Source organism: Flagellimonas hymeniacidonis (assembly GCF_008040165.1).
Classification (GTDB): domain Bacteria; phylum Bacteroidota; class Bacteroidia; order Flavobacteriales; family Flavobacteriaceae; genus Flagellimonas; species Flagellimonas hymeniacidonis.
In genome coordinates, this window is record NZ_VRUR01000002.1 from 162,967 (window position 1) to 185,319 (window position 22,353).

21 protein-coding genes and 1 other RNA gene are annotated in these 22,353 nt (G+C 37.3%); 8 read left to right on the plus strand and 14 right to left on the minus strand.

All coding sequences use genetic code 11. The features are described from left to right. Positions 1-157: 157 nt before the first annotated feature. The 3 genes from FVB32_RS09645 to ssrA all read right to left on the minus strand — a co-directional run bounded on the left by FVB32_RS09645 (position 158) and on the right by ssrA (position 2,385). Complete coding sequence (locus FVB32_RS09645; RefSeq protein ID WP_147743594.1) at positions 158-1,519, minus strand: exonuclease domain-containing protein; 1,362 nt, start codon at positions 1,517-1,519, stop codon at positions 158-160. 114 nt (positions 1,520-1,633) lie between these two features. Beyond that, complete coding sequence (locus FVB32_RS17950; RefSeq protein WP_262712964.1) at positions 1,634-1,768, minus strand: hypothetical protein; 135 nt, start codon at positions 1,766-1,768, stop codon at positions 1,634-1,636. 217 nt (positions 1,769-1,985) lie between these two features. Beyond that, positions 1,986-2,385, minus strand: a transfer-messenger RNA (tmRNA) gene (gene ssrA / locus FVB32_RS09650). 188 nt (positions 2,386-2,573) lie between these two features. Here ssrA and FVB32_RS09655 point away from each other — a divergent pair. Next, a complete protein-coding gene (locus FVB32_RS09655) occupies positions 2,574-3,779 on the plus strand; it encodes an NAD(P)-dependent oxidoreductase (RefSeq protein WP_147743595.1) in 1,206 nt (401 codons plus the stop codon). A gap of 83 nt (positions 3,780-3,862) precedes the next feature. Next, positions 3,863-4,138, plus strand: coding sequence for a hypothetical protein (locus tag FVB32_RS09660; RefSeq protein ID WP_147743596.1), 276 nt, complete (start codon positions 3,863-3,865; stop codon positions 4,136-4,138). Here the strand turns inward: FVB32_RS09660 and FVB32_RS09665 are convergent. The 5 genes from FVB32_RS09665 to FVB32_RS09685 all read right to left on the minus strand — a co-directional run bounded on the left by FVB32_RS09665 (position 4,135) and on the right by FVB32_RS09685 (position 8,375). Then, positions 4,135-5,253, minus strand: a complete 1,119-nt coding sequence (locus tag FVB32_RS09665) for an Sb-PDE family phosphodiesterase (protein ID WP_147743597.1) — start codon at positions 5,251-5,253, stop codon at positions 4,135-4,137. The genes FVB32_RS09660 and FVB32_RS09665 overlap by 4 nt on opposite strands. A 106-nt stretch (positions 5,254-5,359) precedes the next feature. After that, positions 5,360-5,998 (minus strand): DUF1361 domain-containing protein, encoded by a 639-nt coding sequence (locus FVB32_RS09670; RefSeq protein ID WP_147743598.1) that lies wholly within the window; start codon positions 5,996-5,998, stop codon positions 5,360-5,362. 65 nt (positions 5,999-6,063) lie between these two features. Then, on the minus strand, positions 6,064-7,422 hold the full coding sequence (gene creD / locus FVB32_RS09675) for a cell envelope integrity protein CreD (protein WP_147743599.1): 1,359 nt from the start codon (positions 7,420-7,422) through the stop codon (positions 6,064-6,066). A gap of 52 nt (positions 7,423-7,474) precedes the next feature. Next, the gene (locus tag FVB32_RS09680) at positions 7,475-7,768 is read right to left on the minus strand and encodes a winged helix-turn-helix domain-containing protein (protein ID WP_147743600.1); all 294 of its coding nucleotides are present in this window, start codon (positions 7,766-7,768) and stop codon (positions 7,475-7,477) included. Position 7,769: 1 nt separating this feature from the next. After that, positions 7,770-8,375, minus strand: a complete 606-nt coding sequence (locus FVB32_RS09685; protein ID WP_147743601.1) for a hypothetical protein — start codon at positions 8,373-8,375, stop codon at positions 7,770-7,772. Between the two features lie 93 nt (positions 8,376-8,468). Here FVB32_RS09685 and FVB32_RS09690 point away from each other — a divergent pair, with 93 nt between their 5' ends. Together FVB32_RS09690 and FVB32_RS09695 are read left to right on the plus strand one after the other, a co-directional pair. Next, entirely contained in the window at positions 8,469-8,834 is a 366-nt protein-coding gene (locus FVB32_RS09690) for a DUF1801 domain-containing protein (RefSeq protein ID WP_147743602.1), read from the plus strand. A 112-nt stretch (positions 8,835-8,946) separates the two neighbouring features. Next, entirely contained in the window at positions 8,947-10,062 is a 1,116-nt protein-coding gene (locus FVB32_RS09695) for an NAD-dependent epimerase/dehydratase family protein (RefSeq protein WP_147743603.1), read from the plus strand. A gap of 23 nt (positions 10,063-10,085) precedes the next feature. On the opposite strand, the gene kdsA is transcribed toward FVB32_RS09695, so the two are convergent. Continuing rightward, a complete protein-coding gene (gene kdsA, locus FVB32_RS09700) occupies positions 10,086-10,904 on the minus strand; it encodes a 3-deoxy-8-phosphooctulonate synthase (protein ID WP_147743604.1) in 819 nt (272 codons plus the stop codon). A 70-nt stretch (positions 10,905-10,974) separates the two neighbouring features. Here kdsA and FVB32_RS09705 point away from each other — a divergent pair, with 70 nt between their 5' ends. Both FVB32_RS09705 and typA read left to right on the plus strand, forming a co-directional pair. Continuing rightward, a complete protein-coding gene (locus FVB32_RS09705) occupies positions 10,975-11,532 on the plus strand; it encodes a hypothetical protein (protein ID WP_147743605.1) in 558 nt (185 codons plus the stop codon). A gap of 96 nt (positions 11,533-11,628) precedes the next feature. Beyond that, the gene (gene typA / locus FVB32_RS09710; protein ID WP_147743606.1) at positions 11,629-13,428 is read left to right on the plus strand and encodes a translational GTPase TypA; all 1,800 of its coding nucleotides are present in this window, start codon (positions 11,629-11,631) and stop codon (positions 13,426-13,428) included. Here the strand turns inward: typA and ppgK are convergent. The 5 genes from ppgK to FVB32_RS09735 form a co-directional block, all read right to left on the minus strand. Then, a complete protein-coding gene (gene ppgK / locus FVB32_RS09715) occupies positions 13,425-14,192 on the minus strand; it encodes a polyphosphate--glucose phosphotransferase (protein WP_147743607.1) in 768 nt (255 codons plus the stop codon). The genes typA and ppgK overlap by 4 nt on opposite strands. Before the next feature lie 85 nt (positions 14,193-14,277). Further along, the gene (locus tag FVB32_RS09720) at positions 14,278-14,709 is read right to left on the minus strand and encodes a hypothetical protein (RefSeq protein WP_187269544.1); all 432 of its coding nucleotides are present in this window, start codon (positions 14,707-14,709) and stop codon (positions 14,278-14,280) included. A 2-nt stretch (positions 14,710-14,711) separates the two neighbouring features. Beyond that, on the minus strand, positions 14,712-15,395 hold the full coding sequence (locus tag FVB32_RS09725; RefSeq protein WP_147743608.1) for a cell division ATP-binding protein FtsE: 684 nt from the start codon (positions 15,393-15,395) through the stop codon (positions 14,712-14,714). Positions 15,396-15,491: 96 nt separating this feature from the next. Then, entirely contained in the window at positions 15,492-15,968 is a 477-nt protein-coding gene (locus tag FVB32_RS09730) for a DUF3137 domain-containing protein (RefSeq protein ID WP_187269545.1), read from the minus strand. Between the two features lie 648 nt (positions 15,969-16,616). Continuing rightward, the gene (locus FVB32_RS09735; protein WP_147743610.1) at positions 16,617-17,162 is read right to left on the minus strand and encodes a LemA family protein; all 546 of its coding nucleotides are present in this window, start codon (positions 17,160-17,162) and stop codon (positions 16,617-16,619) included. Positions 17,163-17,469: 307 nt separating this feature from the next. Between FVB32_RS09735 and FVB32_RS09740 the strand changes: the two genes are divergently transcribed. Both FVB32_RS09740 and FVB32_RS09745 read left to right on the plus strand, forming a co-directional pair. Next, on the plus strand, positions 17,470-20,490 hold the full coding sequence (locus FVB32_RS09740) for a tetratricopeptide repeat protein (RefSeq protein WP_147743611.1): 3,021 nt from the start codon (positions 17,470-17,472) through the stop codon (positions 20,488-20,490). Positions 20,491-20,503: 13 nt separating this feature from the next. Then, positions 20,504-22,255 (plus strand): TonB-dependent receptor, encoded by a 1,752-nt coding sequence (locus tag FVB32_RS09745; protein WP_147743612.1) that lies wholly within the window; start codon positions 20,504-20,506, stop codon positions 22,253-22,255. Positions 22,256-22,353 lie beyond the last annotated feature (98 nt).

Consider the following 22,353-nt stretch of genomic DNA (forward strand, 5'->3'; position numbering starts at 1 on the left):
TATAGGGGCCATATCAATATAAACCGATTACCTACGTTATGGATATTATATTTCCTTATATTTTGCTAGCTGCCCTGATTTTTGTCGCGTGGATTGTTTTTATGATTAAGATGTATCGCAGGATTAAAAAGTGAGTTGACCAGCTACATGCTAAACATTACAACACAAAAGATTCCAGTTTTGGCAATAAAGATTCTACAATTCTTTGTGCTTCCAACGTATTTCTTTGTGGAACTATAAAGGCCTCTATATCTGCTAGCGAAGAAACTTCTAATTGCTGATTGATAAACCCGTACCCCCTGTACATACCTTCGGTGATAAGAACAACCGCATTTTCATCTTCATTTCTACCTTTTTCCTTAATAATTCTTACTTCTGATTGTATGGCTTTCATACTAGTAATGGCAGCTTCAACTTTTTTGTTGTACTCGTCCACGAGTTCTTCACCACGACATACCCCTTCACATGAGGTTATCTCGTGGTGGGAACAAGCCGCATTCGTCTGTTGCAAATGACAATATTTTGGGCAGAGTGCAAATGCTTTGCATATTTCCTGTAAATAAGCCCTGCAATCTATTTGGTTGTAGAATATTTTAAGTGGATTAGGAACACCTTTTATTGTATTAAAGGCTAGGTGTACAATTCCTTTTCTGTCCTCATAAGCAAATATGGCATACTGCCTTACAATTCGTTTTTGAGCGCTATTATATGGTGGAAAATGTTTTTTTATTTCAGCTGATTCCATGAGTAGTGCCACAAGTTCGCTGCCTGAAAGCTTGAAATCGATATCTGCAGTTTCACTACACATTCGGATTTCCTTGGTGCTCTTATCATAAAAGTGCCCCAAGACCCTTTTTTTAAGGTTTATGGCCTTGCCTACATAAATAATTTCACCTTTCTGGTTTTTAAAATAATATATGCCTGGCTTTTGAGGGATTTTATCGAAAACCGATTTGGATAGATGGGGAGGTAAGGTTGCTTCTTGATTTCTGGCATTCAAAAATTTTTGAAAAACTATTTCTGAATTGGGTGTTTTATGCAGTTTTTGAAACAATAAGACTGTAGCGTGTGCATCGCCTCTAGCCCTGTGTCTGTCTTTTAGTGGAATGTCAATGGCAGAACACAATTTCCCCAAACTATACGATTGTAACCCTGGGATAAGTTTACGGGACAAACGAACGGTACATAGTTTTTTTCTGGTAAAATCAATACCTAGTTGCCTAAATTCTTCTTTGATAACACCGTAATCAAAATTCACCGCATGTGCTACAAAAATACTGTCCTTGGTGATCTCAAGTACCTTAGCTGCAATTTCGGAAAAAATTGGTGCGTTTTGCACAAGCTGGTCATCAATACCGGTGAGGCCAGTTATAAAATATGGAATAGGGCATTGTGGATTTACAAGAGAGGTAAATTCGTCAACAATTTGCTCACCATCATATTTAAAAATGGCAATCTCTGTAATCTTATTGCCTTTAATGCCGTTACCTGTGGTCTCTATGTCTATAATGGTGTACAAATCCTAAAAACAAAACTTGATTGAATTTATGGATAATGTAAAAGGCGACCAAATAGAGGAGTAGTTTTAGGCTGAAGATATTAGAACTTTAGTGCCAAATTTATTGGTCGGAAATTATAATAGTGTTTCCCTACCAATAACCGCCATAATAAAGAAAACGGTAATAGAAATAATCAAACAGCTTATAGCAGCGGTTGTATTTTCTGGAATAGAAAACTCTTTTTTAATGTTATTAAGTATTGCTTTCATTGGGAACTTCTTTGAGACAAAGTTGGGAAGACCTAAGATTTTGTCATAAAGGAATCGACAAAGGAAAAGAAGATAGGATAAATAGTAAATGAAACTGGTTTTATCGAGAAACATGGTAGTTTGACCAATTTTTTGAACAGAAAATATATTCAAAAGGAATCAGAGAACCTATCTATATGCGAATTAAAAGAAATAAGCCACCAGAAGATGGCTTAAAAAGTGGAGCCGGGGAGAGTCGAACTCCCGTCCAAACAAGCAAAGTCAATGCTTTCTACATGCGTAGTCCTTGTTTAGTTTTCGATGCACAACCGACCAAAGACCGCCTATTGTACACTTAGCTTCTTAAAGTTTTAGTGGTATTGCCAAAGCGAACAATACCCTTATGTTGACTTTTATGGTGCTCCAAAACAGATCGCCGTCAACAAGGGCTATCCAGGAACATCTCGCTTCCCTACCTAGTAGGGACGAGGCTAAATCCTACTATAATTCAGATTAAGCGGCAAGAGCGTAATTATTATCGCCAATTAAAAGTGTGGAAAATGAGATTAACGAGCTGTATCCCAGCGCTCGACATGCTTACATTGCCATTGGTCTCGCTGTCAAAACCGGTCGGCCCCATAATTCAAAGAACAAATATGGCGTTCCCTTTTTACAAAAGGTCGGGCTATCGGCTGTACATGGTACCTGCCTCTATCCCTAACGCAGCGTGCAAAGGTACCCCAAAAAGTATTCCAAAAAAAGTTTTGAGCTACAACCACTAAATGTTATTATTGTAACAATAACGAATTAACAAGTTATATAATTAATGAAATTCGGAATCATTAGAGAACGTAAAAATCCACCAGATCGTAGGGTGGTATTGTCCCCATTAGAATGTAAAAATGTCCTTTCTACCTTTGCTGATGCAGAAATCATGGTAGAATCATCGCCCATAAGAGTCTTCACAGATAAAGAATATGAGGAAAAAGGAATTCCTGTGGTAGAAAACATGGATGGGTGCGATGTACTCCTCGGAGTAAAAGAAGTGCCAATAGAAGCGTTGATTCCCAATAAAAAATATTTCTTTTTCTCCCATACCATTAAAAAGCAGCCTTACAACCGTCCACTGCTAAATGCTATTTTAGAAAAGAACATAGAACTCTATGATCACGAGGTCATTACTAATACCTCAGGACAACGTTTGGTTGCATTTGGCCGTTATGCAGGAATTGTTGGAGCGTATAATGGAATCCGGGCCTATGGCCTAAAGTTTGATTTATTTAACCTGCCAAAGGCAGAAACCCTTAAAGATCAACAAGCATTGATTGCAGAACTTAAAAAGGTGAAATTACCTAATATTAAAATTCTACTTACTGGTAGAGGTAGGGTAGGTAATGGATCTAGAGAAATGCTGGATGCCATGGGTCTAAAAAAAGTGAATGTTGCCGAATACCTAAAAGATACATTTAACGAGTCTGTTTACTGCCAGATAGATGCATCAGAATATAACAAACGAAAAGATGGGGTACGTGGAAACAAAGCCGATTTCTTTGCTAATCCAGAAGAGTACAGATCCAATTTTTTCCGTTTTGCAGAAGTAACAGATTTTTATATTGCAGGTCATTTTTATGGAGATGGAGCCCCCTATTTGTATACTCGAGAAGATGCAAAGCATCCCGATTTTAACATAAAGGTCGTGGCAGATGTAAGCTGCGATATCGATGGTCCGGTGGCAACAACCATTCGGCCTTCCACTATAGCAGAACCCATTTACGGATATGATCCTATTGCCGAAAAAGAAATCAATTTTAAAGATACTAATGCTATAGCTGTTATGGCGGTAGATAATTTACCAGCCGAATTGCCAAGAGATGCAAGTAATGGTTTTGGAGAAGCTTTTTCTAAGCAAGTTATCCCTGCTTTTTTTAATAAGGATGAAGATGGTATTCTGGAACGTGCAAGAATGACGCAAAATGGAAAGCTGACCAAAAGGTACGCTTATCTCCAAAAATACGTTGATGGGCTAGAATAAAGTAGGGTTGGTCGAACAGTAAAGCAACACCGTTTGCCAGAAGACATTTTTTCTTATCTTGTCTGTCCCTTATAACCAAACTAGTGAAATTCAATTGGGTAATTTCTGGAGATACCAATCCAACTATTAAAAAGGTCTGTATCGATTTGGAATATCGTTTACGGCCTAGAATAACTAAATTTTTGTTGTCGAGATTGGATAACGAATGTGATGGAGATTTTTCAAGTTTTCATTTTGATGTGGACATTACAAACCAATGGGTTTGGATATCAGAAAAAACACCTCATGACTTTATAGAAAAAATAAAGACAGATTTTGACAACGAAATCAATGGTTCTGCGCTTTTCTCCGTTGCTTAGTCATTATCAACTATAATCGGCCATTGAATGATAGGGTGTTTCTTGGGAGCAACATACGCTTCCAATGCCTTTAATTTCAATTCGATAGCATCTAGCTTTTCCAAAGTTTTTATCTGAATGATCTTTGTTCCTCCTGCGGGAACGGTAAAAACTGGTGAACTGGAGTAAAAGGTATAGGGCATTTGATTTTCAAACAGAAGATCAGTACTTGAAACATTCTTTAAAGTGACCTTTAAAATAGAAGTGTTATCGATATAAGTAGCTTCCTCTACAGTGATGCAGGCTTTTAATAAGGGAGTCAAATGCTCTTCTTTTCCAACCATAAGCGAATTAAAAACTGCAACGGTCCTCCCTGCAAACAGCGCTTCCTTTAAAGCAGCTTCCGACCTTTCTTTTGCAAAAACCAATGTAATGGGCCTACTATGGCCTTTTTCAGTATAGTCCCAATCAATTAAATCATGAACATCACTGGTTCCCATGATGGTTAAGTTGTTTTCCAAAGCGAGCGCGAAGGATTCAGCTGCATAATCGCCAGTATTTATGACCTCAATACCATGTAATTCTCCATTCTTAATTCGGTCTTTCTGAAAATTACTCAAATTGGGATTTCCGTTAGGATTTTGTGGATACCAAGCGGGATGATTCCAAAATACAAAAGCACCTTGTTTTTTAGCAGTAGCAAACGAGTCTTCTGCATCTTCTTCTAACAATTCATTGGCATCAGAGATAAAAATGGCATTGCTATGCCCAATAGGGGCACTTCTTGTAATTTCTGACCCATGAACAATAATTAAATCATGATTCTTGGCTTCTTGTAATGCCAATTCAAAAGAACGGTTTCTATCTGGATGAGGAATATCTTTTAAATGAGGTTGATACTCCAAATGCTCGGTTAGCGAGATTACGTCTAAATTGTCTCGTAGCGCTTCCATCACCCTAATGGTGGGCCAGACATTTCCATCTGAGAAAACGGTATGTTGGTGTAAATCAGTCTTCAAAGTGGTATAACCGGGAATATCTGGAAAAATAATGGCACCAGTGCTTTTATGGGAATGTTCTTGGGCAGTTAACACAACAGAAAAAAGCAACGTAAAGAAGAATGGATGGAATTTCATAAGTGTGGTTTTCTCAAAGTTATAAAAACTACCATGTAGCAAAGGAGATAAAAAGTTTTTTCTTGATTAAGAAACGGTTATTAATAAGAAGTTATACTTTAAATACTCATTCCTTAACCCAACGAAGTACGGAGAAAACCATCCAAAAAAACGTTCCGAATGCAAACGTCATCAGCCATACTTTGGAGTGTCCCAAGCTTAAAATTATTTCATTGGATAGCAAATGGGGTTGCGCTACTATATCCCATGAGTTAAACCGAAGGAAGCGACCCACATAAACACCATATCCGCTCAACAAACAAATACCAAAAACACTGAATAGTGCCCATCGTTCTTGCAAGTGATCACATAAGAACTTGAATACGTCAATTAGAGATAGAATTCCTAAAATTAATCCGTTATAAGCAAAAACAAATACAATGAAAAGATCAAACCACTTCCAGAAAGAATATTCATTATGTAGATGTATGAGATCCGTAATAATGTAAGGAGCATTTGGAATGAGGCTCAACCAAATTAAAAATAATATGGAACGGGTGCGGTTTTTAATTTTTTTATAGGGATACCAAAACATTGTTTGGGTAAGTATGTATGGCAAAGCAGCTAAGAACAGGTTCCAAATTAAGAAACCGTAAAAAGAGGAGCCTGTAAATAAGGCCCTGATCAATACTAGTATTGTTGCAAATAGCAAAGAAAAAAGTAGTGTTCTGTAATGCACTAGTATAAATAACAAGTGTCTAATCATGATGTGTATTTAAAAGCTGTTGAAAAAGCACTGTTCCAGCTAATCTGGAACAGTGCAATGATCTGCTAGGCCGGCGGTTGGCTTCCTGACCAATCAATTTTTCTAGAAGTGAACATGATAATGCTCAAAATGATGAACAGGCCAATGCTTCCAACGAGCAAGGCATAATCTTCCAATTGAATGATGACAAAAATGAACGTGTATAGACTAAACATGGACCCTAAAACCAGTAAGGTGAACTTTGCATTTTTAAGAATGGACCTTGAGTAGATGGTAATCAAGCTAACGACAGATACGCCAGAAACCAGATAGGCAAACAAGTAATTTTGATGCTCAGAAATGGAAATCAATAAGGTATAGAACATAACCAATGCTAGGCCAATCATTAAATATTGAAAGGGATGTATGGCTATTTTACTGCTGATTTGAATCAACAGGAAAACCAAGAGTGTTAGCCCAATAATCATGAGTCCGTATTTACTTGTTCTTTCAGTCTTTTGATAGTCATCAATTGGGACCAAAAACTCAGTTCCAAAAGAGAAATCGGATAAATCAGGTAAAGAATCAAAAAAGTATTGTCCAAACCTGCGATTGGTTTCCAGAACCTTCCATTTGGCTTCAAAACCATTGTCTGAAATCTTTTTGTCTTCAATATCTGGTAAAAAATTACCATTAAAACTGGGGGAATGCCAATTAGACTTCATGAATACTTGGGTTTCTTTTCCAATAGGAATAAATTGAAGTGTTTGACTCCCGTTGATTTTAAAATTAGATGCGAATGCAAGTGGGTTTTTCTGTACTGCTTCTAAGTTTTCCAAAAAACTGGATTCCAAGGTGTTCATATAAGAATTATCAAATTTGGGCTTAAGTGCGTATTCTTTCTCTCCCAATTGGATTTTTACAGTATTTCTAATCCCTTTTAAATTGCTCGTTTTAAATAGTACAGTGGCTTTGTTCCATAGGATATTTTCTTTGGCTATTTCTTTTTCAGAAAAATCTAGACTATCGAAGGTTCCATTCAAATGGGTATCGGCTGTATATACTGCAGACTCATAAATACCACGTTTCAAGGGTTGGGTTTGTACCGAAGCATCAATGTCCAGTTCCTGCGGAAAGAAATAAGCCACATGCCTTACGGCTTTTTGACTTTTTAAGAATGTCTTGGTTTTTTCGTCAAATAACTTTTCTTCTACAAATACGTTGTATGGGATTTTTAAAATAGGTCCGTTGAGGACTACTTGGTTTCCCCATTTGGTGTTTATTTCATCTATTACCTGAGTTTGCCTGTATCCTCTTTCTCTAATAAGGTCCTTTACAAAACTAAGTGGGATCAATAAAATTAGAATTAAGAACCCTACGGTTAGCATTTTAGCTGAGATTGAGTTTTTGAACCAGTTACCGATTTTTCGTTTCTGTGTTGTCATAAAATATATTTAAAGTACTTTGAATTTCAAAGTGAATGAATAAAAAAAATGATTATTGATTTTTGATTAAATTTTCTAATGCTTCTATATGTTTTTTAAAGGATAATTTGCCAAGAGGTGTGGCAGTATATCGCGTATTAGGTTTTTTGCCGATAAAAGACTTTTCTATTTTTATGTATTCCGCTTTTTCCAATGTTTTGGTGTGGCTTGCCAAATTTCCATCCGTTACATTGAGCAGTTCTTTGAGCCTGTTGAAATCGACTTCTTGGTTAACCATCAATATGGACATTATACCCAAGCGGATACGATGATCAAATAATTTATTGATGTTGTCAATAAGACCCATGTTACGCTTTTTCTTCCTTGAAATAGATAAGACTGCCGTATATAATATGTAAAACACCAAACCCTAGTATCCAGAACCAAAATCCATAGCCAGGGAGTGCTGCACAGATTAGCCCTAAAATGATTTCGGCATATCCTAAATACTTTACGTTACCAATGGTGTACTTAGAGGCATTTACCAATGCCAATCCATAAAAAATTAGCATTAAGGAGCCAGTAAGTCCATAATGTTGACTGTTTAATTTTATTAAAATATAAACACCTCCCGTAACCAATGGAATCAAAAAGTTGATGAGCAACCGTTTACTAGTTTCGTCCCATACCTTTTCATTGTTTTTTCTTGCCTTTTTGGAGGTCAATAAATAGGCTGTTACCAGGCTTAACACTGCAACAGCAATTAAAACACCAATAATCATTCTAAAGTTCCAGCTATGTAGGACCACATAATCTCCTTTAGGTAAAAGGAACATATAAGTCAGTATTGCACCTGTTATGGCGTAGATGCCAGCAAGGATTCCAGAAAGGCCGCTAAGTGAGATAAATCGGGAGGACCGATTCATCATGTCCTTGATTTGGGAAATGTCTTCCAAGTATTTTTTTGATTCCATTTTAAAGTACTTTGAAATTCAAAGTTAAAATATTTTTCGTTTTACAACAGTTTTATTTTAAAAATTAGATGAATTACATCTTATTTTTGATTTATGAACCCAGCGGAAGACTATATTCTAAATCAAGAAGAACCCTTTAAAAGTATTTTATTGCAGCTACAGGTGCTCATTGAAACCACTATTCCAGAGTTGGAGTTGAAATTTAAATACAGAATTCCATTTTATTATTTAGAGGGCAAGCCATTTTGCTATTTAAATGTGTCGGCTAAAAAAAAGTATGTGGATGTTGGGTTCTGGAGTGCTGCCCATATAACTGCACATCTTGATAAATTGACAACGGATGGAAGAAAGGTGATGAAATCCTTGCGTTATACCACTTTGGAACAAATAGATGGTCAAGTTTTTGTTGAAGTCTTACAAGATGCCTTTAGTGTCAACCACAAAGGGTTTTGGAAATAGAAAATTCTTCTAGTACAACAAAGAAGGATTTTACATCCGAAGGTATTAAATTCTTATATTTATTGGTGTTGTAGAAAGTTAACGTTAGAACAGGACTCAAAGCGATAGATTAATGAAACGAAGGTCTTTTTTGGAGAAAGTTGCGCTTTCGGGTGCACTTGTCGGAATTGCCCCGACCATTTCATGTACCAATTCCAAAGGAAAGCTGAAAATCTTGGTATTGGGTGGAACAAATTTTTTGGGCCCAGCCATAGTTAATAGTTGTGTTGCTAATGGACATGCTGTTACACTTTTTAATAGAGGAATAACCAACCCAGACCTTTTCTCTGGTATTCTCCCTCAGATTAAAGGGGATAGGGAAGATGGCAAAAACTGCTATGAGCCCTTGCAAGAAACCCACTGGGACGTTGTGTTTGATGTTTGGCCCCAACGCGCCAAATTGGTGGAAGAAGCTACGGAAGCATTGAAATCATTTGCCAAACACTATGTATTTGTTTCCAGTGTTGCAGTTTACAAGGATTTTAATGAAGCGGGAAGAAATGAAGATGATTCAGTTTTAACTTTACCAAAAGATAAATCTACTTGGAGTTATCCTGAGGAAAAAATAGCCTCTGAAAATTTTGTCGTCAAACGTTTTCCCAAAAATCACACTATACTTCGTCCTGGGCCTATAAAGGGATGGAGAGACCCTGCCCATGATCTCTTATACTGGATTTTAAAATTGCAACGAGATCAGAATGTTTTAGCTCCTGGTTCAGGAACTGACCCCCTTCAGTTTATCGATGTAAAAGATGTAGGAAGATTTGCAACAACTGCATTAGAAAACAAGCTCTTTGGAGTTTATAATTGTGTTGGACCGACCAAAGAGACGCTTAACTGGAAAAATTTCCTTGAAACGGCAAAATCACATTTAAACTCGAAATCAAACTTATTTTGGTCGAGTAGAAAGTTTTTGGAAACTCATCAAGTCTATCCCTGGGATAGCCTTCCACTGTGGGCTCCCACCTCTGACGACTATTTTATGGAAGTGAGTAATGCCAAAGCTGTTGCAGCGGGATTTAGTTACACCCCAATTGAGAAAACATTAGATGATTGTCTGGCTTGGTGCAATAGACAAGGGGAAATTGATATGGTTTTTGGAACAGGGAATGACCCCATTGGAATTACACATGAAAAGGAACTTGAGGTAATTTCAGGAATTGTGAAAGAAGCGCAAACAAATGAATAGATTAGTTGCTCAAAAGTTAGATTTTAAAGACCTACAACAACTTTTCTGAGTGCAACCAAGTCACCAAGCAATTTTTCTAGTAAACTCAAATCTAACATATTGGCACCATCACTCTTGGCATTAGCAGGGTCAAAATGGGTTTCCATAAAAAGTCCGTCTACACCTGCGGCAATACCTGCACGGGCCATAGTGCCAATAAGAGCGGGTCTACCTCCGGTAACACCAGAAGATTGATTGGGCTGTTGCAAGGAATGTGTAACGTCTAACACAACCGGAGCATATTGCTTCATAGTGGGGATACCCCTAAAGTCAACAACCATATCTTGATAACCGAACATAGTACCTCGGTCGGTAATCCATGCTTGGTCATTACCAGAATCGGTAACTTTTTTAACGGCATGTTTCATGCTTTCAGGAGACATAAACTGTCCCTTTTTTAAATTGACGGTTTTGCCTGTTTTGGCTGCAGCAACCACCAAGTCCGTTTGTCTAACCAAAAAAGCAGGAATTTGAAGTACATCAACATATTCGGCGGCCATTGCCGCATCTTGTTCAGTATGTATATCCGTTACCGTAGGAACTTTAAAAGTTTCCGATACTTTTCTAAGGATTTTCAAAGCTTTTTCATCGCCAATACCAGTAAAAGAATCGATACGGCTACGATTCGCTTTTTTAAAACTTCCTTTAAAAATATATGGGATTTCCAGTTTGTCCGTAATTTCCACTGCTTGTTCCGCAATGCGAAGTGCCATATCTTCTCCCTCAATGGCACATGGGCCTGCAAGCAAGAAAAAATTATCACTTTTTGTATGTTTTAACTGGGGAATTACGTCTAATTGCATCAATACATGTTTTGGCAAAAATACTATTTTGAGAAAGTATTTGTTATAACAATACCAAATTAACCTACAAATGCATAGAACTATCCTTTTGGCAATGCTACTTTGCAGCTCCTTAATGCACGCCCAGTTTGGCAAAAACTGTGAGGTAAGGCAGTTAAAACTTAATGTTTTCAATCCCGGTTTGGAATATGAAATGGCACTTGGCGTAAATAGCACTTTGGATTTTAGGGTAGCATGGCAGGTTGCTTTGGAGCCTGCAAGCTCACAACCTCTTGAGAACTATGATTTTTTTCCGGCAATCACCGTTCAAAATAGGTATTACCATAATTTTAATGGTAGGCAACGAAGTGGACGACAGATTTATGGTAATTCTGGAAATTACGTAGCTCCCACTGTGGCTTTATTTTCACCAGGAGATAGAGTAGTGGAAAATAGGTTGGTTGATGGAATACACGCCTATGGTGGATTAGTTTATGGAGTTCAGCGAAGCTATAATTCTGGATTGAGTTTTTCTATTGATGCTGGAGCAGCATATTATGCAGGACCTTTTGAAGGTGGTATTCATCCAGTTGTTAATTTAAGCTTGGGGTGGATTATTAGCGAGAAAAGATGGTGTGTTGGAAGATAATTGGAATGCCCTCAAAATCAATAAGATAAAAATAACATTTGATAGTGCTAACAAGAGGAAAATAGCAGTATCTTTGCGGGCTTAAAATTTTAGATTATGTCCAAAATTAAGAATATTGCCATCATTGCACACGTTGACCACGGTAAAACAACCTTGGTTGATAAAATCATGTTTCACTGTCAGTTGTTCCGGGACAATGAAAATAAAGGTGATTTAATTTTGGATAATAATGATCTAGAACGCGAACGCGGAATAACCATTGTTTCTAAAAATGTTTCCGTTGTTTACAAGGAAACAAAAATAAATATTATTGATACCCCTGGTCACGCCGATTTTGGAGGTGAGGTAGAACGCGTGCTTAACATGGCAGATGGAGTGCTACTATTGGTAGATGCTTTTGAAGGGCCAATGCCACAAACCCGATTTGTATTGCAAAAAGCAATCGATTTAGGGTTAAAGCCGTGTGTGGTGATCAACAAAGTGGACAAGGAAAACTGTACCCCAGAAGAAGTACATGAAAAAGTCTTTGACTTAATGTTCGAATTGGGAGCCGAAGAATGGCAGCTTGATTTTCCAACAGTATACGGTTCGGCCAAGCAAAATTGGATGAGCGAAGATTGGGAAAAACCTACTGAAAATATTGAACCATTGTTAGATATGGTAATAGAGCATGTCCCTGAGTTTAAACCAGAACAAGGTTCAACACAAATGCTGATTACTTCTTTGGATTTTTCTTCTTTCACAGGACGTATCGCTATCGGTAGATTGCAACGTGGCACTCTAAAAGAAGGCCAGCAAATTTCTTTGGTCAAAAGAGATGGAAGTATCGTAAAAACCAAAGTAAAGGAACTTTTTACTTTTGAAGGTTTAGGTCGTAAAAAAGTACAAGAAGTAGTTGCAGGAGATATCTGTGCCATTGTTGGGATGGAAGGTTTTGAAATTGGAGATACTGTTGCCGATGTTGAAAATCCAGAGAAACTAAAGACCATAGCTATTGACGAGCCTACCATGAGTATGCTATTTACCATAAATGATAGCCCATTTTTTGGTAAGGATGGAAAATTTGTGACCTCAAGACACATCAAGGAACGTCTCGAAAAGGAATTGGAGAAAAATTTAGCACTACGTGTTAATGAAACAGATAGTGCAGATAAGTTTATGGTTTTTGGACGTGGGGTACTTCACCTTTCGGTTTTAATTGAAACCATGCGAAGAGAAGGATATGAACTTCAGATTGGACAGCCACAAGTAATTATTAAGACAATTGATGGAGTAAAATGTGAACCAGTTGAACATTTGACCATTGATTTACCGGAAGATGTATCTGGAAAAGCTGTGGAAATGGTATCCATTAGAAAAGGAGAAATGACCAGTATGGAAGCCAAAGGTTCTCGAATGCTGTGTGAATTTATAATACCATCAAGAGGAATTATTGGTCTTAGAAATCAGTTATTGACAGCCACTGCAGGTGAGGCTATTATGGCACATCGGTTTTTGGAATATCAACCATTAAAGGGAGATATTGCACAACGGATAAATGGTTCGTTGGTTTCCATGGAAAATGGTACTGCTATTCCTTATTCTATTGACAAATTACAGGAAAGAGGAAAGTTCTTTATTGATCCAGGTGAAGACATTTATGAGGGCCAGGTTATCGGGGAGAATTCTCGTGGAGATGACATGACCGTGAATGTAACCAAGACCAAAAAGTTGTCAAATGTACGTTCTTCAGGAGCAGATGATAAGGCTAAAATTGTACCCGCAATAAAGTTTTCATTGGAAGAAGCCTTGGAGTACATCCAGAAAGATGAATATGTAGAGGTGACTCCAAACCATATTCGACTTCGAAAAATCTTTCTAAAAGAAGTAGACAGAAAAAGGAATAAAATCGATTAGCTATTCTGCTTTAAATGACCGTGGTGGTGCTCTCGTAAACAAGCGATAGCTGCGCCAATAATACCCGCATGGTTCATTAGCTCTGCTTTTACTACTTCTGTTTCTATGGTAAGTAAATGATTGAATTCAGCCCATTTTTTTGATGTACCTCCACCTACTATAATAAGGTCGGGAGCTACAATCAACTCCACATATTTTAGGAATTTATTGAAGCGTTTACCCCACCTTTCATAGGTAAGCCCTTCCTTTTCCTTAGCTGATGCAGCAGCCCACTGCTCAATTTTTTTATACTTTTTATAAGGAATTTGACCAAGTTCAAAGTTTGGAAGCAGTACTCCATTAAAAAATGCACCACTGCCCAGTCCAGTACCTACGGTAATCATAATAACCAGACCTTCTTGACCTTTTCCAACACCGTAATTCATCGAGGCATAACCTGCGGCATCAGCATCATTTAATACTGTAAACTCCTGCCCGGTGGCTTCAGTGAACAACTCGTCAATATTTACCCCAACCCAGCTGGGATGAAGATTTCCTGCCGAAATACAAACACCATTCTTTACAATGGTTGGAAAACCACAGCCAACAGGGCCACTATAGTTAAAATGGTCAACAAGCTGTTTTACAACTTCAGCCATTTCTTCAGGTTTTCTTGAATTTGGGGTGGGAATCCGGTGTCTTGCCGTTAACATTTCTCCGGTTTCAGCGTTTACTAGTGCTCCTTTAATACCAGTTCCGCCGATATCAATACCAAGAATTTCCATAAATGGGACGAAAATTTAATTTTAACAAATAAACAAAAAACTTTGAGAGTCAAAAAGTTAACCCGTTAACAATATTAAATAGTTTTCAACGAGTTTTGTCAGAAGGTTGAATGAAGTAGTCAATGGAGTTAAGGGTATGGTTTGGATCAATGCGATCTAGAATCTTATCTATGAGTTTTCCAAATCCCGTTAATGTGCCTAACTGCTTGTTCTTGCCTAGCGCACTTGAAATGGTTTCATCACTATTGCCAAAAGCATATCCATCATTGGTAATCCAGAGGGCATTAAAGAGATGCTGCATCAAAACATTTCCCAATTGATCTATGGAAATCGCAATTTTTAAGGAAAACTCACCAATTCCTTTTAAGCCGTTGGTAAAAAGTTGCTGAAACAACCCATAAATAAATCCTAAAGGGCCTGTTAATACTAGCAAAACTATAGAAATGAGGAAAAGAAGAATACCAATTAATGGTTTGGATTTTTTACTTCTGCTACATTCCTGTTTTTTTAGAATCATGGTTACATAGCTTTTTGAATGACCTCAAAAACTTTGCTGCCATCACATTTTAGCGTTTTGTGTGGATATTTTAGTATAAGGGCATAATCGTGGGTAGCCATAATTATGGTGCGACCATTTTGGTTGATGTCTTGCAAAACCTTCATCACTTCCACGCTGGTTTGGGGATCAAGATTTCCTGTAGGCTCATCGGCAAGAATTAGCTCAGGATCATTTAATAATGCTCTGGCAATGGCAATACGTTGCTGTTCTCCCCCAGAAAGCTCATGTGGAAACTTAAAACCTTTTGTTTTCATGCCTACTTTGTCCAATACCTCTTCAATTTTCGAATCCATTTTCGAAGCATCTACCCATCCGGTTGCTTTAAGCACAAAGCGCAGATTGTTATTGATGTTCCGATCAGGGAGCAATTTAAAATCCTGAAAAACAATGCCTAATTTCCTGCGTAAAAAAGGGATGTCTTTTTCTTGAAGTTTCTTTAAATCGAAATCAACCACACTGCCAGTACCTTGTTTTAGTGGGATATCTGCATATAGTGTTTTCATAAAACTACTTTTACCACTGCCCGTTTTTCCTATTACATAAACAAACTCACCTTTTTTGACTTCTAAAGTGATATCGTTTAAAATGAGGTTTTCATTTTGAAAAACGGCAACGTCTTGTAATTTTAAGATAGTCTCGAGCATGATTTTAATTCAAATACCAAACAAAAGTATCTGAAAATATGCTAAATCGCATCAAAATTATTCGTTAAAGAATGTTTTGAATGCATGGTGTTGGCATTATCGTTTCCAAATTTTAGTGTTTAAATTTAAATCTTCCACTATGCCAATAGCGTTCGTAATATCCTCATAAAAAAGTTCAAGAGCATCGGAAGTAATTAGATTTTTGCTTTCGTTGAGGCTGAAAAACCCATAAGGATGTTCTATGGCCATATACATTTTGTCATTCTTAAAAGAAAGCATCATAGAACTACCTACTTTCCGCTGTAAGGCACAAATTCTATTCATTAGGGATGGAGATAAAATATATCGTGCTTCAACCTGATCGGTGCCGTACACCACAAATTCCTTTTCAAAGGTGGGATCCTCCAAATTGACCAATCTCTCTTTCCTAAGGTTCAAGGATTGTAAAGTCTTGGCCAAATAACTAATTCTTTTCTCAAATTTATCGGGTAAGATCAAAGTGGTCCCATTCAGTCTTTTGTTAAAGTCCACCATGGCAAACATCCCAGTAAAATCAGGTATAACAAGAGTCATGGTTCTTTTTGAAAACCATGATTTTATGTATTTGTACATTAAATGGAAATGAATCAAAAAGGGAAAGTATGTTAAATATGAAGTATATAAACTTTGATTAAAAACCCTAACGTCTCCTATAGAAATGATAGTGTCACCTATTTTTCATGATAGCAAACCAAAATTTAAGTTATAGACCTTCTCGTACTTACCGTATCGATTGTTTCTTGGTACTTGGCGGTATGTTCGAATCAATTTACTATCAATTATTTCTTCGGATGTAACCTGTTTTCGTTCATAAAACTTGAAACCAGGAGCTATTTTGTTTAAAATAGTCTTTAAAATTTTTCTCTCCGATGTTTTGAATTTTTTTTTGTGAATGTTTGGGACAATAAGGATTACATAGAATAAAACGAAGGATGCAAAAATAATCGCATACACGGAAAATGGTGAAATTTCCGAGACAGCTTTGGTGGCCCATTTTCCAAATTGATAATTAAAAAAATATGAAAAAAAAGGCGAGATAAACAAGCTCAAAAAGGTTGTTAGTATGAACAGAGAGCTTGCTTTTTTATAAAAGTGATATTTTTTTCTAGCTTTCTCTGCTTCCTGTAATATAGGCAAAAGCTCTTTTTTGATGTTTTGAAAATCAGTCATATCGGAATTTGATTAAAAGGAAATGACAGGAGGTTTTGTTTCGGATGGGTCGATTTTGAACAAGAGTTTTTGTTTGTACCCCATGAGTTTGGCAATAATGTTGGATGGAAACATTTCAATGGCATTATTGAAATCATTTACGGCTGCATTGTAGGCTCTTCTGGCTGCAGAAAGTTGTTCTTCCACCTCATTTAAACTTGCCTGAAGTTGAAGGAAATTTTCACCGGCTTTTAAATCAGGGTAGGCTTCCACAGCAATGTTTAATTTGCCTAGCATGCCATCCATTTTGTTTTCTAGAACTACCCTTTGGTCACTGTCAAGATTATCATTAATGATTTGTTCCCTGATTTTGGTGATTTCGGTCAGTGTTTCCCGTTCATGTTTCATATAGCCTTTTACTGTGCTGACCAGACGTGGGATTAAATCTGTTCGTTTTTTAAAGATGACGTCGATACTGCTAAAAGCTTCGAGCACCTTGTTTTTCTTGCTTATGAGATTGTTGTAAACAAAAATCAACAGCAATAGTGGAATAGCTATCAAAAAGAACAAATAGGACATATGTTAAGATTAAAGATTACAGCTTTTTACCGTAGCCAAGAAAACCAATGGGCAATGTATACTGGCCCGATATTGCGAGGTTTTTGATGCAATGGTCATAACAATAACAATGAGATGATTTTCCACCTACTGTTTTGTTTTGGACCTTTCGAAGTGTTGAGGTAGATTAACTTCGTGATTAAAACTAATAATTTCTATAATTTCATTGGAGAAATATTGATGAATTAGCCTTCTCAGTTTACGTAAACATACTTTGGCCTAAATTTTGACGTTATATAAAAGTCAATCGAGAACAGCGTAGAACACTATGAATCGAAAAAACCTCCTTTTTTCCCTGGTTTTCTTGGGAATTATTTTTCTTTCTTCAGCACAGAAAACCAAAATCTATTCACACGAGAAAAAAGCTTATCAAGATGCCCTTGCTTTGTACAACAATCAACAATACCAAGCATCACAAGCTATTTTTGATAAGGTCAAAGTTGAATCCAATGATGGAGAAACACAAGCCAATAGCGCATACTATTCTGCCAACGCCGCCATTCGTTTAAATCAGCGTGGTGCTGATAAAATGATGGAGGATTTTGTGGACAGATATCCTACTTCTACCAAGCGTAACTCTGCTTTTTTAGATGTAGCCGATTATTATTTTGAAACGGGAAAATACCCTTACGCTCTTAAATGGTATAAAAAGGTGGACCAATCCGCCATGTCTAATAGTGATAAGGAACGTTTTAACTTCAATAATGGGTATGCACTCTATGCCTCTAAAAGACCAAAACAAGCAGAACGCTACTTGAGTAAGGTGAGCAATTCGCCAAAATATGGATCACAGGCCAAATATTATTTGGGATACATCGCGTATGAGCAAGACGATTATGATGAGGCCAGCGCTCGGTTTGACCAAATAACAGATCCAGAATTACTCAATGAAAAGCTATCCTATTATCAAGCAGACTTAAACTTTAAACTGGGCAATTTTGAGGAAGCCATTGCCATGGCAAAAAGGCAATTGCCAAAATCTGATCGTAAGGAGATATCAGAACTAAATAAGATTATTGGAGAAAGCTATTTCAATTTAGAGCAATATGATGAAGCGATTCCGTATTTAAAAAAGTATCGGGGAAGACGTGGAAAATTAAGCAATACGGATTACTATTTTACTGGATACAGCCATTATAAACAAGGTGATTATGAAGGCGCCATTCAGCAGTTCAATAAAATTATTGGGGGCACTAATCGCGTTTCGCAAAATGCCTATTATCATTTGGCAGAATGTTATTTAAAGCTGGATAAAAAGCCGGAAGCACTTAATGCTTTTCGGAATGCTTCGCAAATGGATTTCAGTGCTGAAATACAAAAAGATGCACTGCTGAATTATGCCCGTCTGAGTTATGAAATAGGAAACGCTTACGAGCCGGTTCCGCAGGTAATGACAGCTTATCTGGATAAATACCCTAAAGACGAGCACCAGCAGGAAATTCAAGAGTTGTTGGTAGATTCCTATATTACTTCCAAGAATTTTGAGGGAGCCATGGTGCTTTTAGAGGAAAACAAGGAGTATGCTAGTAAAGAAACGTATCAAAAAGTTGCTTTCTATAGAGGGGTAGAATTGTTTATAGATGGAGATTATGAACCAGCCTTGAAACGATTTTCCAAATCTTTAAAGAATGCGGAAAACAAAAATTTTGAAGCACGTGCCTTATATTGGAAAGCTGAGTCTGAATATCGATTAAATAGATTTGATGAAGCGCTTGTTGATTTTGTTCAATTTCAAAAATTGCCTGCTGCCAAAGAGCTGCAAGAATATCAGGATTTGGATTACAATCTGGGGTACTGCTATTTTAAGCTAAAGGATTATGGCAATGCTATTTCCTATTATAAAAATATTACCTCTGGAACAGGGGACAGCGAAAAACGGAACGATAGTTATCTGCGTTTGGGTGACAGCTATTTTGTGACCAGTAAATACAAATTGGCGCAATCTGCTTATACAGAGTCGGCTAAATTGAATGGCCCCGAACGAGATTATGCAGCATTTCAAAAAGCGTTATGTAGCGGGTTTTTGGGAAATAATTCTGCTAAAATTGATGGATTGAATCAATTTTTGGTGCGCTATTCCAAATCCTCCCTTAGAGATGATGCGTTGTTTGAACTTGGTAATTCCTACATAAAAACCAATAAAGAATCCATGGGTTTACAAACCTATGACCGCCTTATCAACGAATTTTCAAGAAGTAAGTTTGCGCCTCGCGCGATGTTGCGTCAGGGATTAGTGCACTATAATGCAAGTAGAAATGACCAAGCATTAACGAAGTTAAAAGCGGTTGTGCAGAAGTATCCAAACACCCAAGAAGCCAAACAAGCCGTTGCCACGGCCAAATTGGTGTATGTGGATGAGGGTAGGGTGAGCGAATATGCATCATGGGCCAGAAATCTAGATTTTGTTGAAGTTACGGATGCGGAATTGGATAACGCCAGTTTTGAAGCTGCAGATAGAAAGCATGTGGAAGGAAAAACAGAAACCGCTATTCGAGCTTATGAAGATTACCTGAAAGAATTTCCTAATGGGCTTCATGCACTGCAGGTGAATTTTAATTTGGCCCAACTTTATTTTTCAAAAGGAGATAAGGATAATGCCCTACCTAAATATGAAACGGTTGCAAATAGCGGGAATGGAGAGTTTACAGAGCAGGCCCTTGCCCGTGTCTGTGAAATCTATGTGGGCAAGCAAGATTATTCAAAAGCGTTGCCTTATTTAAAGCAACTTGAAAACACTGCGGAAATCACTCAAAATAGAACCTTTGCCCAATCAAACTTAATGAAGGGTTATTATGGCCAAAAAGACTATGGACAGACCATTGCATATGCGGAAAAGGTGCTAAAAGCCCCAAAGATTGACAATCGTATTAAAAGTGATGCGCAAATTATGATTGCCCGCTCTGCCATTGCAACCAAAGATGAAGCATTGGCCGCTACAGCCTACAAAGAAGTAAAGAAAATAGCTGTTGGTGAGATGGCTGCGGAAGCTTGGTTTTACGATGCGTATTTTAAAAATAAGAATCAAGATTTTGAGGCATCAAATACAGCAGTTCAAAAATTGGCAAAAGACTATTCTGGATATAAACAGTGGGGAGGAAAAGGACTGATTATAATGGCCAAAAACTTTTATGCCCTACAAGATGCCTTTCAGGCCACTTATATTTTGGAGAGTGTAATTTCCAATTTTTCAGAGTACGATGAAATTGTGGCCGAAGCGAAAGGAGAACTTTCCATAATAAAGTCACGAGAGGCGCAAAGCAATTCTTCAGTAGATCCTAATGGGAACTAAATCAAGAGAACACATGTACAAGAACAGCTATATAATTTCAATTCTATTTTTGAGCCTTTGGGGAACTGTTTCAGCTCAGGAAACCGATGATATAGGCACTGAAACGGTTACTGTTGTTAAACCGTATTCCCCCACTGTTTCAGATGTCTTTAAGATAAAATCGAACCCCAATCTGAATGATTCCATTGTGCTTCAAAAGAAAAAAATAAACTACAGTATTTTTTCGGTGCCCGTAGCCTCGACCTTTACTCCAGCTAAAGGAAAGGCCTCTAGGGTTAAAAAAACACCTGCACCAACCCTATATAATTCGTATGCATCTGTGGGCTTGGGAAATTTCAACAATGCTCTAGTAGATTTATATACCAGCAGAGAGTTTAACAGAGGAGAGGATTTATTGGATTTTGGATTAAGCCATCATTCTTCTAGAGGAGCTATTGAAACCACACCTTTGGATGCTGATTTTTACAACACAAAGTTTGATGTATCCTATGCGAGAAAAGATAGGGATATGGAGTGGGGTGGTAGTATTGGGCTTCAACATCAATTATATAATTGGTATGGTATTGAAAATGGGGCTTTTGATGACGCTACCGTTGCTTCCATTGATGAGAGACAAAACTATTTTAGTGCCCAGGCCAAAGCACATTTAAATTTGGAAGATTCTTTTTTTAAAAAAGGGAATATTTTGCTAAGGCGATTTTGGGATGCTACCGAATCTGGGGAAAATAGGGTGGTCATTAACCCGACCATAGAATTACCCATCACGGAAGAGTTGATTACCATAAATACCAAGCTGGATTACGTAAGCGGGAATTTTAAAAATGCATCCTTGAACAACACCGTTAATGATACCGAGATAGATTACAGTCATTTTCAGGCCAGTATAAATCCAAGCCTTTTGATATTGAGAGATGACCTCACGCTCAACTTGGGTGCCAATCTTGTGTATGGAATGGATACAGAAAACAGTGACAGCAACTTTTATATTTATCCGGCGGTTACAGCTTCTTACCGATTGTTGGATGAGGCCGTTATAGCGTATGGTGGGTTAGAAGGTGAGCTCAAACAAAATTCATATTATGATTTTGTACAGGAGAATCCCTATGTTTCTCCAACGCTTACCATTCAGCCTACAGACCAACAATACGAAGGTTATTTAGGTTTAAAAGGACAATTATTATCTAATGTAGGATACAACATCAAAGGGTCTTATGCTGCTGAAAATAGAAAACCCTTATTCTTTTTAAATCCTCAAAATTTGATACGGACAGATGAGAAGGGATATTTCTACGGTAATTCATTCCAAGTATTTTATGATGATGTAAAAACCTTGGGGATTTTTGGCGAATTGAATATTGATGTAAACCGAAACTTCACTTTGGGAATCAATGCGGAATTTTATGATTATGATACCGAAACGGATAATCCTGCTTGGAATCTGCCAAGTATTAAAGGGTCTTTGTTTATGGACTATCAAATAGACAAGCAATGGTACTTTGGAGCTAATTTATTTTATGTTGGGGAGCGAGACGATCTTATATCCAATGCTTTGGCCAATACGCCTCCAAATTTATTTCCATCTACTGTAGTGACTTTGGATAGTTTTTTTGATGCCAATGCCCATGTAGGATATCGCTTTAACGAGCAGCTTTCAATTTTTGTAAAAGCTTCCAATATTGCTAACAATGATTATCAGCGTTGGGCCAATTTTAGGGTTCAGGGCTTTCAGGCTCTTGCTGGAGTTTCGTATAAGTTTGACTTCTAATTTGTAAGTAAATACACAATAAACTATAGCGAAAATCGTTATGATTTGAATGTCAACTTGTTTTTTTGAACATCTTGGCAGACCCCAATTGAATTGGA

Bases quoted from the DNA above. Each gene is read 5' to 3' on its own strand.
- FVB32_RS17950 (WP_262712964.1), bottom strand. From the start codon at position 1,768: ATGAAAGCAATACTTAATAACATTAAAAAAGAGTTTTCTATTCCAGAA.
- FVB32_RS09655 (WP_147743595.1), top strand. From the start codon at position 2,574: ATGAAATTCGGAATCATTAGAGAACGTAAAAATCCACCAGATCGTAGG.
- FVB32_RS09665 (WP_147743597.1), bottom strand. From the start codon at position 5,253: ATGAAATTCCATCCATTCTTCTTTACGTTGCTTTTTTCTGTTGTGTTA.
- FVB32_RS09670 (WP_147743598.1), bottom strand. From the start codon at position 5,998: ATGATTAGACACTTGTTATTTATACTAGTGCATTACAGAACACTACTT.
- creD (WP_147743599.1), bottom strand. From the start codon at position 7,422: ATGACAACACAGAAACGAAAAATCGGTAACTGGTTCAAAAACTCAATC.
- FVB32_RS09680 (WP_147743600.1), bottom strand. From the start codon at position 7,768: ATGGGTCTTATTGACAACATCAATAAATTATTTGATCATCGTATCCGC.
- FVB32_RS09685 (WP_147743601.1), bottom strand. From the start codon at position 8,375: ATGGAATCAAAAAAATACTTGGAAGACATTTCCCAAATCAAGGACATG.
- FVB32_RS09690 (WP_147743602.1), top strand. From the start codon at position 8,469: ATGAACCCAGCGGAAGACTATATTCTAAATCAAGAAGAACCCTTTAAA.
- FVB32_RS09695 (WP_147743603.1), top strand. From the start codon at position 8,947: ATGAAACGAAGGTCTTTTTTGGAGAAAGTTGCGCTTTCGGGTGCACTT.
- kdsA (WP_147743604.1), bottom strand. From the start codon at position 10,904: ATGCAATTAGACGTAATTCCCCAGTTAAAACATACAAAAAGTGATAAT.
- FVB32_RS09705 (WP_147743605.1), top strand. From the start codon at position 10,975: ATGCATAGAACTATCCTTTTGGCAATGCTACTTTGCAGCTCCTTAATG.
- typA (WP_147743606.1), top strand. From the start codon at position 11,629: ATGTCCAAAATTAAGAATATTGCCATCATTGCACACGTTGACCACGGT.
- ppgK (WP_147743607.1), bottom strand. From the start codon at position 14,192: ATGGAAATTCTTGGTATTGATATCGGCGGAACTGGTATTAAAGGAGCA.
- FVB32_RS09720 (WP_187269544.1), bottom strand. From the start codon at position 14,709: ATGATTCTAAAAAAACAGGAATGTAGCAGAAGTAAAAAATCCAAACCA.
- FVB32_RS09725 (WP_147743608.1), bottom strand. From the start codon at position 15,395: ATGCTCGAGACTATCTTAAAATTACAAGACGTTGCCGTTTTTCAAAAT.
- FVB32_RS09730 (WP_187269545.1), bottom strand. From the start codon at position 15,968: ATGACTCTTGTTATACCTGATTTTACTGGGATGTTTGCCATGGTGGAC.
- FVB32_RS09735 (WP_147743610.1), bottom strand. From the start codon at position 17,162: ATGTCCTATTTGTTCTTTTTGATAGCTATTCCACTATTGCTGTTGATT.
- FVB32_RS09740 (WP_147743611.1), top strand. From the start codon at position 17,470: ATGAATCGAAAAAACCTCCTTTTTTCCCTGGTTTTCTTGGGAATTATT.
- FVB32_RS09745 (WP_147743612.1), top strand. From the start codon at position 20,504: ATGTACAAGAACAGCTATATAATTTCAATTCTATTTTTGAGCCTTTGG.